14 protein-coding genes are annotated in these 13102 nt (G+C 66.5%); 7 read left to right on the forward strand and 7 right to left on the reverse strand.

What is annotated here, in order from left to right:
* Positions 1–112: 112 nt before the first annotated feature.
* Positions 113–1255, forward strand: a complete 1143-nt coding sequence (locus M0208_RS04290; RefSeq protein WP_258890494.1) for a hypothetical protein — start codon at positions 113–115, stop codon at positions 1253–1255.
* On the opposite strand, the gene M0208_RS04295 is transcribed toward M0208_RS04290, so the two are convergent.
* From M0208_RS04295 to M0208_RS04310, 4 genes are all read right to left on the reverse strand, one after another.
* Positions 1252–2250, reverse strand: coding sequence for an alpha/beta fold hydrolase (locus tag M0208_RS04295; RefSeq protein WP_258890495.1), 999 nt, complete (start codon positions 2248–2250; stop codon positions 1252–1254). The two genes, M0208_RS04290 and M0208_RS04295, sit on opposite strands and share 4 nt — an antisense overlap.
* Positions 2250–3524: an amidohydrolase family protein gene (locus M0208_RS04300; protein WP_258890496.1), complete on the reverse strand. Its 1275-nt coding sequence runs from the start codon at positions 3522–3524 to the stop codon at positions 2250–2252. Before M0208_RS04300 ends, M0208_RS04295 begins: the two co-directional genes overlap by 1 nt.
* A complete protein-coding gene (locus tag M0208_RS04305) occupies positions 3524–3991 on the reverse strand; it encodes an MAPEG family protein (protein ID WP_258890497.1) in 468 nt (155 codons plus the stop codon). Before M0208_RS04305 ends, M0208_RS04300 begins: the two co-directional genes overlap by 1 nt.
* Before the next feature lie 155 nt (positions 3992–4146).
* Positions 4147–5256, reverse strand: coding sequence for an RcnB family protein (locus M0208_RS04310; protein WP_258890498.1), 1110 nt, complete (start codon positions 5254–5256; stop codon positions 4147–4149).
* 258 nt (positions 5257–5514) lie between these two features.
* On the opposite strand from M0208_RS04310, the gene M0208_RS04315 reads away from it, so the two are divergent.
* Positions 5515–7050: a CpaF family protein gene (locus M0208_RS04315; RefSeq protein ID WP_258890499.1), complete on the forward strand. Its 1536-nt coding sequence runs from the start codon at positions 5515–5517 to the stop codon at positions 7048–7050.
* Between the two features lie 184 nt (positions 7051–7234).
* Here the strand turns inward: M0208_RS04315 and M0208_RS04320 are convergent, their stop codons facing one another.
* Entirely contained in the window at positions 7235–7900 is a 666-nt protein-coding gene (locus tag M0208_RS04320) for a hypothetical protein (protein WP_258890500.1), read from the reverse strand.
* A gap of 75 nt (positions 7901–7975) precedes the next feature.
* Between M0208_RS04320 and M0208_RS04325 the strand changes: the two genes are divergently transcribed.
* Positions 7976–9136, forward strand: a complete 1161-nt coding sequence (locus M0208_RS04325; RefSeq protein ID WP_258890501.1) for an aspartyl protease family protein — start codon at positions 7976–7978, stop codon at positions 9134–9136.
* Here M0208_RS04325 and M0208_RS04330 read toward each other — a convergent pair.
* Positions 9130–9324: a hypothetical protein gene (locus M0208_RS04330; protein WP_258890502.1), complete on the reverse strand. Its 195-nt coding sequence runs from the start codon at positions 9322–9324 to the stop codon at positions 9130–9132. The genes M0208_RS04325 and M0208_RS04330 overlap by 7 nt on opposite strands.
* A 41-nt stretch (positions 9325–9365) precedes the next feature.
* Here M0208_RS04330 and M0208_RS04335 point away from each other — a divergent pair, with 41 nt between their 5' ends.
* The 4 genes from M0208_RS04335 to bfr all read left to right on the forward strand — a co-directional run bounded on the left by M0208_RS04335 (position 9366) and on the right by bfr (position 12599).
* Complete coding sequence (locus tag M0208_RS04335; protein ID WP_258890503.1) at positions 9366–10172, forward strand: class I SAM-dependent methyltransferase; 807 nt, start codon at positions 9366–9368, stop codon at positions 10170–10172.
* Between the two features lie 371 nt (positions 10173–10543).
* A complete protein-coding gene (locus M0208_RS04340; protein WP_258890504.1) occupies positions 10544–11755 on the forward strand; it encodes a DUF418 domain-containing protein in 1212 nt (403 codons plus the stop codon).
* Positions 11756–11830: 75 nt separating this feature from the next.
* Positions 11831–12001 carry a bacterioferritin-associated ferredoxin gene (locus M0208_RS04345; protein WP_258890505.1) on the forward strand — a complete coding sequence of 57 codons (171 nt, stop codon included), beginning with the start codon at positions 11831–11833 and terminating at the stop codon, positions 11999–12001.
* Positions 12002–12104: 103 nt separating this feature from the next.
* The gene (gene bfr, locus M0208_RS04350; protein ID WP_258890506.1) at positions 12105–12599 is read left to right on the forward strand and encodes a bacterioferritin; all 495 of its coding nucleotides are present in this window, start codon (positions 12105–12107) and stop codon (positions 12597–12599) included.
* A gap of 16 nt (positions 12600–12615) precedes the next feature.
* Here the strand turns inward: bfr and M0208_RS04355 are convergent, their stop codons facing one another.
* Positions 12616–13053 (reverse strand): Hpt domain-containing protein, encoded by a 438-nt coding sequence (locus tag M0208_RS04355; protein WP_258890507.1) that lies wholly within the window; start codon positions 13051–13053, stop codon positions 12616–12618.
* Between the last annotated feature and the right edge of the window lie 49 nt (positions 13054–13102).

The raw sequence follows: 13102 nt of genomic DNA on the forward strand, positions 1-13102 counted from the left end.
AAGTCTCCGATAGACGGGCGCGCCTATACGTAGCGCGGGACGGGAGGTCAATGGCCGCGGCGTCGATCCGCCTTAACCGCCGCGCAACCATGATCGGGCATGAGGATGCGCGATGGCCCGCCCCCTGCCCCCGCTCGCCCTGACTCTGTCGCTCGCGCTCGCCGCGCATTGGTGGCTGTGGCCTTATAACGGGGCGGACATCGCGACGTTCCTGATTCCGTGGTTCGATCACATCCGCGCGACCGGGCCGGTCGCGGTCTTCGCCGAGCCGTTCGCCAATTATGCGCCGCTTTATCTGTATCTGCTGTCCGGCGCGACGCTGTTCGCAGAATGGGTCGACACGATCACGCTGATCAAGCTGGTGTCGGTCGCCGGGACGATCGCGCTGACCGGCGCGATGTGGCATCTGCTGCATGCGTGGGGAAGCGGCGATCGCGCATTGCCGGGGGCCGCGCTAGTCCTGATCCTGCCGTCCACGCTCATCAACGCGGCGTTGATGGGACAGTGCGATGCGATGTGGGCCGCAGCCTGCGTCATGGCGATCGCCTGCGCGCACCGGCGGAACCACGCCGCGATGCTCGCGTGGTGCGGGCTGGCGCTGGGGTTCAAGCTGCAGGCCGCATTCTTCGGGCCGTTCGTGCTGGCGCTGCTGATCCATCGCCGCGTGCCGTTCCGGCTATGGTTCGCCGCACCCGCGGTGTGGGTCGCGACGTTGCTGCCGGCGTGGGTCGCGGGTTGGCCCGCCTTCGACCTCGCGACGATCTATATGCGCCAAGCCGACTACGACCCCAGCCTCGCGCTCAACGCGCCGAACCTGTGGATGATCGTGGACGCCTATCCGGCGCTCGACGCGATCCCGCTGGGCGGATTGGCGCTCGCCGCCGCGCTCGGGGCGACCGCCGCCTATGTCGCGTGGTTCTCGGTGACGCCACTGCACGGCCGCGCGCTCGCCAACGCCGCGCTGCTCGCGCCGCTCATCGTGGTCGGGCTGCTGCCGCGAATGCACGAGCGATATTTCTTCCTTGCCGACATCCTGTCGCTGGCGATCGCGCTGGCGTGGCCGGATCGGCGCAGCTGGACGGTCGCGGCGTTGGTGCAGGCCGGATCGGTGTTCGGGCTGTTCGCGTACATGAGCGGTATCGGCGGCCTAGCGGCGATCGGCGCAGTGCCGATGATCGCGGCGACCATCATGGTCGCGCGCGCGCTACTGACCCGCGCGGCGAACGATAATCCGATGCTGGCGCGACGGGTCTAGCGAATCGCCGCCAGCAGCGTCTTCTCGAACCGCGCCGGATCCTCGACCTGCGGCGAATGACCGAGGCCATCGAGTTGCACCAGCCTGGCGTTCGGCATCTTGCGAACCGCGATCGGCGCGACTTGCGGGATCGCCTGCAGGAATCCGCGGAGCGACGCGGGCATCTGCGCACGGCCGAACGCGGTCTTGTCGAGCGTCCCGACGATCAGCGTCGTCGGCGGCGCGATGCGGTAGAGTTCGTGCGCGACCGGCTGGGTCTTGATCATCTCGCTGGTCTTGGCCTGCGCCAACGCCACCGCGTCGCGGCCCGCGCCCTGATACATCCCCGCCAGCATCCAGACCCAGCGATCGTAGGCGGGCTTCCACGTCCCATGATAATAATTGACCTGCTGATACGCCTTGATCGAGGCGTAGCTGGTCTTCTTCTCCCCCGCCCAGAGCGTGTCGACATCGGTGTAGGGCAGCCCCTCTTCCGAGCGATCGATCAGGCCGAGCGGATTGACCAGCACGAGCCGGTCGACGCTTTTCGGAAACATGATCGCGTAGCGCATCGCGAGCATCCCGCCCATCGAATGGCCGACGACGGTCGCCTTCGTCACGCCGCGCGCTTCGAGAAGACGGCGGGTGTTGTTCGCCAGCATCTCGAAACTGTACTGGCCGGCGCGCGGCTTCGACGATTTGCAGAAACCGATCTGGTCCGGGATGATGACCCGGTATCCCGCATCGCGCAGCGCCCGCGCGGTCGATCCCCACGTCGCGCCGCAGAAGTTCTTGCCGTGCAGCAGCACTGCGGTGCGCCCGTTCGGCCGCGCCGGGGCAAGGTCCATATACGCCATGTTCGCCGGTTGCCCGACGACGTCGAACGTCATCCGTTCGACCGGCCACGGATAGGTGAAGCGTTCCAGGTCGCTCCCGAAATCGGGAACGGCGGGCGGCGCGGGTGCGGCCCCGATCGACAATCCGGCAATTCCCGCCAGCGCAACGATCGACCGCATCAATCGAGCTTCACGGGCACGCCGCCTTTGATGACCGCGACCGGCTTTTCCAGCGTCGCCACATCAGCGAGCGGATCGCCCTGCACCGCGACCATGTCGCCGTAGCGCCCGATCGCGATCGCCCCCACGTCGCGCGTCCGCCCTAGCGCCTCGGCGGCGGTGACCGTGGCGGCTCGGATCGCCTGCAGCGGGGTCATCCCATATTGCACCATCACCCGAAACTGTTTCGCCGCATCCTTATGCGGCATCACGCCCGCGTCGGTGCCGAACACCATCTTCACCCCAGCTGCATTGGCCTTGCGGAAATTGTCGCGCTGGATCTGCGCCACCTCGCGGTCCTTACGCAGATTGTCCTCCAGCACGCCGTTCTTCTTGCCCTCGGCCTGCGTGTATTCGGTGTTGTAGATGTCCATCGAAAGATACGCGCCGCGCTCCTTCGCCAGGCGGATGCCTTCGTCGTCGATCAGGCTGGCGTGTTCGATCGTGTCGATCCCGCCGCGGATCGCCGCCTTGATGCCGGCTGCCCCGTGCGCGTGCGCAGCGACCTTCAGGCCCCATTGATGCGCCTCGTCGGCGATCGCGCGGAGTTCGGCTTCGGACAATTGCTGCTGGCCGGGTTCGGTGTTGCGGCTGAAGACGCCGCCGGTCGCGCAGACCTTGATGACCTCCGCGCCATATTTGCGCTGCTCGCGCACCCGCACGCGCAATTCGTCGGGGCTGTCGCCGACCGCCTTGCCGCGCTGGTTGAACGACGGCGGGAAGAAGGTGCTGTCGCAATGCCCGCCGGTCGCGCCCAGCGCGTGGGCGGCGGGAACGATGCGCGGGCCGATCATCAGACCTTCCTCGATCGCCTGTTTGTACGCCACGTCGTCGTAATGCTCGCTGCCGACGTTGCGCACCGTCGTGAACCCCGCCTTCAGCATCGCCGCGGCGTTGCCGACCCCGATCGCGCTCCAGAAGGCGTCGGTGAACTGCAGCCCGGTATAGCCGCCGTAGAGCGGGCTCGAATCGAGATGGACGTGCATGTCGATCAGGCCGGGGACGAGCGTCACGTCGCCCAGGTCGACGCGTTTCGCCTCCGCCGGAATGTTCGGCCGCGGGCCGTTCCGCGTGACGACCGACGCGATCCGGCCGTCGGTGACGACGATCACCGGCTCGGCCAGGATCACCCCCTTCTCCACATCGAGCAACCGCGCAGCGGTGACGACGACGCTTTCGGCGGCGGCGGGCGCGGCGGCGAACAGCGCGGCGGTGGCGAGCAACATATTACGCATCAAACGACTCCCAAACCGGCATGAGCCGCATCGAACGCACTGGCCGCCGCGACCAGATCGACCGCAAAGCCGATCCACATCGCCATCAGCGCTGCGACCGAAATCGCATAAACCAGGAAGCGCGCAGGCACGTTCTTCACCGCGATATGGATGTAGCTGTGCAGCACACGCGCCACGACGTAGATCCACGCGAACACCACCTGAATGTGATTGGCCTGCGCCGTTAGCAGCAGCACCGGCACCAGTGCGAAATACAGCACCGGCATCTCGAACAGATTGGCGAGATTGTTCGCTGGCATCTCGACCGGGCGGAAATAGCGCAGCGAGGAATCGCCGTCGGCAAAGGTTTCAGCGGTCGGCGGATTGCGCTTCATATGCGCGGTCCGCTGGAAAAACAGCGTGAACCAGACAACGAACACCAGCGCCACCAGCGCGAGCGTCGGCCACAAAATTCCCAGCACCTGCATTAGACTTGTCCCCCGGTCCGTTGCAGCATGGCCGGAATTTCCCGTGGAGAAAAGCCATGACGATGCCGAAACTACCGATCGAGGGCGGCTTACGAAAAAACGCCGCTTCGCCCATGTGAGCGAAGCGGCGTCATCCGTCCCCCCGGCGGATCAGGTCAGCGGCAGATGCATTTCGGTCCGGCGCGCCACGTCTTCTTCCGCCACACCTTTGCCGGACGGCGATGGGTTTCCCATGCCTCGGTCGTGGTGGTGACGACGGGCTGAGACTGGACGGTCACGGTGGTGATCGTCGGGCCGGGATAATAGTATCCGTTGGCGTAATAGCCCGCGGCGGGATAGCCGCCTCCCGGATAGCCGCCACCCGGATACCCGGACGTCACCACGGTCGTCCCGCTGCCGATCACCGTGCTGCCCTGATGATAGCGCGGCGGCGGCGGATAGCCCGGCCCTCCAGCACGCGGCGGCGGGTAGCCTGCGCCATAACCGGGCGGCGGCGGGCCGCGGCGTCCGCGATCTTCAGCCCCACGGTCCTCGGCCTTGTCGATCGCATAGCCTGCCACCGCGCCGACGCCTGCGCCGATCAGCGTGCCGCCCAGCCGGTTGCCGCGCCCCGCGATCACATTGCCCGCGACGCCGCCCGCGACCGCGCCGATCGCCGCCCCGCCCAGCCCTGCATCACGGCGCGGTTCCGGATAGGGATATGGCGCGCCGGCAGCGCCGCCCGAATAGACCCGGCCGTCATACACCACGCCGTCGTCATAGCCGCGATCGTCGTAGGCATAATCCACGCCGTCGGGGTCGACGCTGTCCCAGTCGACCCCGCCCATCGTGTCGTGGACCGAACCGCGACCGTCGACCAGCACCGCATCGTCGTAATAGCGCGACCAGGTATAGCCCTGCTGTGGTTGCGGCAGGCCGTAGCCCGACCAGTCGGTGACGTACCATGACGGCGCGATCCAATAGCTCGGCAGCACCCAGCCGCGGACCGGACGGCGATACGCGCCCCAACCGCCCGGCGCGCGATGACCGCCCCACCAGCGGCCCTGGACGTGACCGCCCCAGCGCGGACGAACATGGCCGCCCGGCCGGTTCCAGCCGCCTCGGTTCCAGCCACCCTGGTTCCACGTTCCGCCGCGCTGCCCCTGCCAGCCGCCAGCCTTCATCCCGCCGTGCCCGCCGCCGCGCGAAACGACGCGCTCGCCCGCGCTCGCAACCGTCGCGGTTCCCATCGCCAGCAGCGCGGTCGCCACCATCAAGCTACGCATCGTCCCGTCTCCCTGATCGACCGATCGGGCGTAAAAACACCCGCGTCCTTCACGAGTTGCTTACCATCCGCCCCGATCGCTCGCCAGCGTGAGAGGTGTCCCGTAACGGGGCACGCCGACATTGGGTCGGTCGGAAGGGGGGAGCGGGCTGGCGCCGCCTACAACCTCATCCTTTCGCGAGTTTCCAAACAGACCCTTAGGCATTCCTAAAGCCTTCGCGGTTACCGCTGCACCTTCGAACGAAAGGGACTGTCGGGCATGAGCGCGTTCGGGCGTCGGAATGGAATGAGCGGGGGCGGATCGCGCACCGGATTCGGGGTGGCCCGGCCGATGCAGGGCGGTGGCCCCGCGCGCCCGGAGGGTGGCGAACAATTCCCGCCGCTCGATGCTTTGGCGGTTCATGGCGCGATGCCCGGCGAAAGCGACGGCGACCTGCCCGGCACTATGCCCGGCGCGCCGATCGACGCGATGCAGCGCCTGTCCGATCGCCAAAACGCCAGCGGAGAGGCGGGCAGCAGCCGCACCGAGGGGTTCGAACAGTCGATCCACAAGATCAAGGAACAGGTGCTCCCGCGCCTGCTCGAACGCGTCGATCCAGAAGCCGCCGCGACGCTGGGCAAGGATGAACTCGCCGAGGAATTCCGCCCGATCATCGGCGAGGTGCTTGCCGAGCTGAAGCTGACGCTGAACCGGCGCGAACAATTCGCGCTGGAAAAGGTGCTGGTCGACGAATTGCTCGGGCTCGGGCCGCTCGAGGAATTGCTCGCCGATCCGAACATCACCGACATCATGGTCAACGGCCCGGACCAGACCTATGTCGAGCGCAAAGGCAAGCTGGAGCTGGCTCCGATCCAGTTCCGCGACGAGGAGCATCTGTTCCAGATCGCGCAGCGCATCTGCAACTCGGTCGGCCGTCGCGTCGACCAGACCACGCCGCTCGCCGACGCGCGCCTGAAGGACGGCAGCCGCGTAAACGTCATCGTGCCCCCGCTGTCGCTGCGCGGCACAGCGATCTCGATCCGTAAATTCTCCGCGAAACCGATCACGCTCGACATGATGGCGGGCTTTGGGTCGATGAGCCCCAAGATGGCGACCGCGCTGAAGATCGCGGGCGCGTGCCGCTTCAATGTCGTCATTTCGGGCGGTACGGGTTCGGGCAAGACGACGATGCTCAACGCCTTGTCGAAGATGATCGACCCCGGCGAACGCGTGCTGACGATCGAGGACGCGGCGGAACTTCGGTTGCAACAGCCGCATTGGCTGCCGCTCGAAACGCGTCCCGCCAACCTTGAAGGTCAGGGCGAAATCAGCATCCGCGATCTCGTGAAGAACGCGTTGCGTATGCGCCCGGACCGGATCATCCTGGGCGAAATTCGCGGCTCGGAATGTTTCGACATGCTCGCGGCGATGAACACCGGCCATGACGGTTCGATGTGCACGCTCCACTCCAACTCCCCGCGCGAAGCGCTCGCGCGGATGGAGAACATGGTGATGATGTCCGACATCAAGGTGCCGAAGGAAGCGATCAGCCGCCAGATCGCCGATTCGGTCGACATGATCATCCAGGTGAAGCGGCTGCGCGACGGTTCACGCCGCGTTACGAACGTGACCGAAGTGATCGGCATGGAAGGCCCCGTCATCGTGACGCAGGAATTGTTCAAGTTCGAATATCTGGACGAGAGCGCCGACGGAAAGATCATCGGCGAATATCGCGCGATGGGCCTGCGCCCCTATTCGCTCGATAAGGCGCGTCAGTTCGGCTTCGACGCGGCGTTTCTGGAGGCGTGCCTTTAGGTTGTATGGCTGCGCACGCGAAACCTTTGTCCTCCCCTGCAAGGGGAGGTGGCAGGCTGAAGGCCTGACGGAGGGGTGTCACCGGTGGTGAGGATATGTTTCGATCGCACTGGCGACACCCCTCCGTCGCGCTCCGCACGCCACCTCCCCTTGCAGGGGAGGATTTGATAAATGCGGAAGCGCCTTAGTTTTGCATGGCAGCGTCGTTGATGTCGGCATTCTCCAGGATCGGCTTCCGATAGCCGTTCCGCGCGACCGAGATCATCGCGCGGCCGACCTTTTCGGTGGTGGTGACCAGACCGGGAAATGCGCGCCCCAGCGGACCCGCGACGCGCCCGGTCAGCGCGTAGATCGCGCGATACCAGCCGGTCTTCGACACGATCCCGTGAAGCGGCTGGATGAAGCCGGGGCGGAACATATAGGCCGCGCCGAACGGCAAGGCGGACAGCGCGTCCTCGGTGCGCCCCTTCACCCGCGCCCACATCGCGCGGCCGTGCGGGTTGGTCCCCGTTCCCGACACATAGATGAACGTCATGCCCGGATTGAGTCGCGCCAACGGTTCGGCGATCGCCAGCGTCAGATCATAAGTGACGCGCGTATAATCCGCCTGGCTCATCCCCACCGCCGAAACGCCGAGACAGAAAAAGCATGCGTCGAAGCCGGTCAGCGTGGATTCGTTCCGGACGGCCGCGAACAGGTCGGGCAGCACGATGTCCTGCAGGCGCGGGTCGCTGCGGCCCGATCCCGCACGGCCGATCGTGACGACCGCATCGACCCGCGCATCGTTCAGGCATTCGCGCAGGACGCCCTGCCCGACCATGCCGGTCGCCCCGAAGATCAACAGTCTCATTACGGAGCAATAGCAGCGGCCATGCGGGCACGATACGCCTCGCCGCGCCGATCCGCGCGCTCTATTGCAGCACGGGTGTTCCGGTTCCTCATCGTCCCGCTCTGTGCGTTGCTCGTTGCTGCGGGACCGGCGGCGGCCGAGACGAATCCGGTGACGCTCAGCGCAGACGCCGAGGCGCGCTGGGTGCCGTTCACGCTGACCGCGACCAACCAGATCCGCTTCACCGCGACGATCGACGAACGCCCGGTGACGGCGATCCTCGACACCGGCGTCAGCTATTCGGTGTTGGCGCAGCATTATGCCGACGCCGCAAAGATCAGGCGACGATCGATCGGTCAGGCGACCGCGATCGGTGGGGCGGTCGATCTTGGCTGGGCCAGTGTCGGGCGGATCGCGATCGGCGGACTGTCGCGCGCCAGCGGCGGGCTGGCGGTGGCGGCGTTGCCGGTCGGCGTGACCGGAGCGGGCGTCGATCTGCTGGTCGGACGCGACCTGACCGGAGGCCATGCGCTCGACATCGATTACGCCGCGCGGCGCTTCCGGCTGATCCCGTCCGGGCGGCTGCCGTTCCAGGGCGTAAGCGCCCCGTTGACGATCGGTGGCGCACGGACCTTGTATCTCACCGAAGTCACCTTGGGCGGCACGCGGCTGCGGCCGATGGTGGTCGATACCGGCGACGGCGCGGCGATCACGGTGACCAGCGCAGGGTGGCAGGCGGCGCGGTTGACCGGCGTGCCGACCAGCAGCGCGCTGAACGTCGGTCTCGCCGGTCCCGCGACCGCCCGGATCGGGATCGTGCCCGAACTGCGTGTCGGACCGATCGTGGCGCGCAACGTCGAGGTGCTGATCGAGCCGCCGGGCGGCTTTTCCGACACGATCCAGGCGGCGGGTAGGATCGGATCGGGATTCTTGCGCGATTACCGCGTGCTGCTCGATCCGGCCGCGGGCCGCATGGTGCTGCGCGCCGGCCCGGACGTCGGCCGCCCGCCCGAACGGTCGACCAGCGGGCTGATCCTGACCGCCGAACCCGATCGCCTGCGCGTCGTCCACGTCATGTCGAACAGTCCGGCGGCGACCAGCGGCTGGCGTCCCGGCGAGGCGATCTGCCGCGTCGACGGCGTATCGGTGACGGCGGGCTATGCGGCACGCTGGCAGGTCGACGCGCCGGGGCGGACGATCGATCTGGGGCTATGCGGCGGCGGTAATCGGCGGCTGACGCTGCGCGCCTTCTATTGATGAAGCGCGAATAGCCCGAGCACCGCGAGCGCGATCAGCGCGAGGATCTGCACCGTCGGCCATGCGATCATGCCGACCGCATCGACATCGTCGCGGCGCGCGCGGCGATGTTCGCGCCAGCCCGCAAAGACGGCGACCGTTACAAGGGCCGCCGCCCCGCTCCAAAGCATCGCTTGCACGTCGGCCACGCGTCCTCCAATCCTCGCGCCATATCGTCGGGAGAGAAACAATGCGCCAGACCCACATCCTCGCCATCGCCGCCAGCGCGATCGTCGCCGTCGCCGCGGTTGCCCAGACTGCCCCCGCCCCATCGAACGGGATCGCCGCCGCCGTCGCCGATCCGCAGCGCTCGGCAGAAAATCGCGCGCGCGACAAATACCGCCACCCGGCCGAAACGCTCGCCTTCTTCGGGGTGAAGCCGACCGACACCGTCGTCGAATTCAGCCCCGGCGGCGGCTGGTACACCGAAATCCTCGCACCACTGGTGAAGGGCAAGGGCAAATATGTCGGACTGACCTCCCCACGCGGCGCGGAGGGCGCGCAGAAGATGGTCGCCGCCAAGGCCGCGTGGTTCGGACCAGCTACCGTCGCGACGATCGATCCGGCGACCGGCGCCAGCACCATCGCACCGGGCAGCGCGGATGTCGTGCTGACCTTCCGCAACGTCCACAATCTGATGATGGGCGACAATCCGGCGACCGCCGCTATGGCGTTCAAGGCGTTCTTCGCTGCGCTGAAACCAGGCGGCACCCTGGGCGTCGTCGATCACCGGCTGCCCGAGGCGATGGACACCGCGAAGGAAAAGACCAGCGGCTATATCAAGCGGTCGACGGTCGTGAAGCTGGCGGAAAGCGCCGGATTCAAGCTGGCGGCCGAATCGAAGGTCAACGCGAATGCAAAGGACACGCATGACCATCCGGAGGGCGTGTGGACGCTGCCGCCCACCTTGCGCCTGAAGGACGTCGACCGCGCGAAATACGTCGCGATCGGGGAGAGCGACCGGATGACGCTGAAGTTCGTGAAGCCTGCCACGTAAGACTGGCTTCGCGGCCCCGTTGGGTTCCGCCTGGACGCGACGGTCGCCGACCGGGGCCACGCCCTCCTCGGCTTCGGCCGCCCACGCCGGCGACGTCCGCGCCTCGTGCGCGGTCGGCGAACCGATCGCGTCCTACTAATTCGCTTTCCTACCGGTGGCTCGCCGTGAGATAGCCATCGTCACCGCTACCGAAACGGACCAGCGATGCAGCATCTATGCGTCATCTTCGGTGACATCGGACATTCAACCATCTGGCGAAACACGAAAACCGGCAATTCCGGCGGGACGATCAAGCCAGCTTCGAAGCACGTTTCAGCGAACATCCGCAACGTCCCGCTATCGTCAGCGCCAACATCCGCAACCTTCCGCGCATGACGGCCGCCACGCCCCGAATCGCCACGCTCGATTTCCTCCGCGGCCTCGCGGTGATGGGCATCCTGCTCGCCAATCTCCCCGCCTTCGGTCTGCCGGAGGCCGCCTATTTCTCCCCGCTCGCCTGGGGCGGGTCCGACGGCCTCGATCGCGCCGTCTGGTTCGTCAATTTCGTGGCGGTAGAGGGCAAGATGCGCGGGCTGTTCTCGCTCCTGTTCGGCGCATCGATGTTGCTGGTCATCGACCGTGCAGGCGACCGCGCCGCACCGGTCCATTTCGCGCGGATGGCCGTCCTGTTCGCCCTCGGTTGCCTCCATCTGTACCTGATCTGGTGGGGCGACATCCTTGCGCATTATGCGCTGGTCGGCGCTGCCGCATTCCTCTTCGTCCGGCTCGGCACGCGCTGGCTCGTCGCCCTCGCGCTGATGTTCACGCTTGCCGATATGCTCCTCGGCGCAGGCGGCGCAGTCGCGCTGTTCGACAGTGCGGGGCGTGCGACCCCGCAGGCGCGGGAAGTATGGAACGCCTTCGCCGCCAGTTTCGGCGTCCCGCCCCGCGCCGATCTGCTGGCGGAGATCGCCGCCTTCCGTGGTTCCTTCGCCGATGCGCTTGCGTGGCGTTGGAACCACGCGATGTCGCCGTTCGCCTTCGCGCTCGTGCTCGGCCCGCAGACGCTCGGCGCGATGCTGCTGGGGATGGCGGGATATCGCTCGGGCTTCCTGACCGGCGCGTGGAGCCGCGCGGCGTACCGACGGACCGCACTGATCTGCCTCGGGATCGCGCTGCCCGCTTACGCCGCGCTGGGTCTAGACACGATCGCGCACGGCTTCGACCAGCGGCGCGTCTATCTCGCTTCGATCGTCATCACCGCACCGTTCCGCCTGCTGGCGACGGTGGGCTACGCCGCGCTGTTCATCCTGCTGCTGCGTCCCGGCGGCGCGATCACCGCACGTATCGTGGCGGTCGGGCGCGCCGCCTTCACCAACTATCTCGGTACGTCGGTCCTGATGCTGCTGCTGTTTACTGGCTTACACCAGTTCGCCCGCCTGTCCCGCGCCGAACTCTACCTCGTCGCGCCCGCGGTGTGGACGGTCATGCTGCTGTGGTCGAAACCGTGGCTCGACCGATTCGCCTACGGCCCACTCGAATGGCTGTGGCGCTCTGTGGCGCGAGCGGAAGTTCAGTCGATGCGACGAACCGAGCGATCCTAATGCGAACCATGCGCAAAAATGCTTGCGACCGGTTCGCAGTAGCGCTATCTCTCTTGCTAGCGAGAGGGAGCATACATGGTCGTCTGCGTCTGCAATCATATCCGCGAATGCCAGGTCCGCGACGCCGCCCGCGCCGGATCGACGACCGCTTGCCAGGCCTATCGCACCCTCGGCCGCCAGCCGAAATGCGGCCAGTGCGTCACGTTCGCGCGAGCCATTATCGACGAAGAACGCGCGGCTGCGTAGCGTTCTCAAGTTCTGAAACCCGCAGAAATCCGCCATTTTCGGTGTTGCCGCAGGGCAGCATGACGCGCTATCATATAGCCTTCAACGATAAGGCTGTACGACCATGAAGGGCGACCCGCGCGTCATCGAATATCTGAATGAGTCACTCAAGAACGAGCTGACCGCGGTCAACCAATATTGGTTGCACTACCGGATGCTGGACCATTGGGGCGTGTACAAACTCGCCGCATTCGAGCGCCACGAATCGATCGACGAGATGAAGCATGCCGACCTGCTGTCGGAGCGCATCCTGTTCCTCGACGGCCTGCCCAACTTCCAGCTGCTCGGCCGCCTGCGCATCGGCGAGACGGTCGAGGAAGTGTTGAAGGCGGACCTCGCGCTGGAGATCGAAGCGGTCGGCCAGCTGAAAGGCGCGATCGCCTATTGCGAGGAAGTGAAGGACTACGTCAGCCGCGATCTGTTCGCGAAGATCCTGTCCAGCGAAGAAGAACACGTTGACACGCTGGAGCGCCAGTTCGAGATGATCGAACGCATGGGGCTACACAATTACATCCAGCTGAACTCGATCAGCGAACACGATAAACCGAGCGCGGAATAGTCATGGACGGGCGGGTTCAGGCCCGCCCGAAGCCTCCCGCCATCGGACGCCGCCCGAATCCTGCCGCCGGCTGCTTTCGCTCTGCCAACGGATTCGCCTCGCGCTCCAGCAGCGCCAGCGTCTGTTCGAACAGCGGGCGCAGCTTCACGATATCCTCGATCGCGGTGGCCGGCGTGTCGTGCCGTTCGACACAATCGCGCGCCATCGTCTCGATCGCCTCGGCGAGCGCCGCCAGCGGCTCCGCCCCGAACTGACGCGATTCGCCCTTCAGCGTATGCGCCGGAATGACCATCGCGACCGCGCTCTGCGTCCGCATCGCGGCCTCGATCGCGGCGACCGACTTTACCCCGTCCTCGCGGAAATAGCCGAGAATGCGCACGAATCCGGCGCCCAGCTCCGCCCGCGCCTTGGTAAAGGCATTCCAGTCGACCAGCGTGCTGCCTTCGAACGACACGTGTTTCTCCCTCCCTGCGCAACGGCCCGGCGCGGGGACTTCCCGATCG

Source organism: Sphingomonas sp. SUN019, from assembly GCF_024758705.1.
Classification (GTDB): Bacteria; Pseudomonadota; Alphaproteobacteria; order Sphingomonadales; family Sphingomonadaceae; genus Sphingomonas.

Coding starts and splice junctions, on each gene's coding strand:
- M0208_RS04290 (WP_258890494.1), top strand. CDS start 113: ATGGCCCGCCCCCTGCCCCCGCTCGCCCTGACTCTGTCGCTCGCGCTC.
- M0208_RS04295 (WP_258890495.1), bottom strand. CDS start 2,250: ATGCGGTCGATCGTTGCGCTGGCGGGAATTGCCGGATTGTCGATCGGG.
- M0208_RS04300 (WP_258890496.1), bottom strand. CDS start 3,524: ATGCGTAATATGTTGCTCGCCACCGCCGCGCTGTTCGCCGCCGCGCCC.
- M0208_RS04305 (WP_258890497.1), bottom strand. CDS start 3,991: ATGCAGGTGCTGGGAATTTTGTGGCCGACGCTCGCGCTGGTGGCGCTG.
- M0208_RS04310 (WP_258890498.1), bottom strand. CDS start 5,256: ATGCGTAGCTTGATGGTGGCGACCGCGCTGCTGGCGATGGGAACCGCG.
- M0208_RS04315 (WP_258890499.1), top strand. CDS start 5,515: ATGAGCGCGTTCGGGCGTCGGAATGGAATGAGCGGGGGCGGATCGCGC.
- M0208_RS04320 (WP_258890500.1), bottom strand. CDS start 7,900: ATGAGACTGTTGATCTTCGGGGCGACCGGCATGGTCGGGCAGGGCGTC.
- M0208_RS04335 (WP_258890503.1), top strand. CDS start 9,366: ATGCGCCAGACCCACATCCTCGCCATCGCCGCCAGCGCGATCGTCGCC.
- M0208_RS04340 (WP_258890504.1), top strand. CDS start 10,544: ATGACGGCCGCCACGCCCCGAATCGCCACGCTCGATTTCCTCCGCGGC.
- M0208_RS04345 (WP_258890505.1), top strand. CDS start 11,831: ATGGTCGTCTGCGTCTGCAATCATATCCGCGAATGCCAGGTCCGCGAC.
- bfr (WP_258890506.1), top strand. CDS start 12,105: ATGAAGGGCGACCCGCGCGTCATCGAATATCTGAATGAGTCACTCAAG.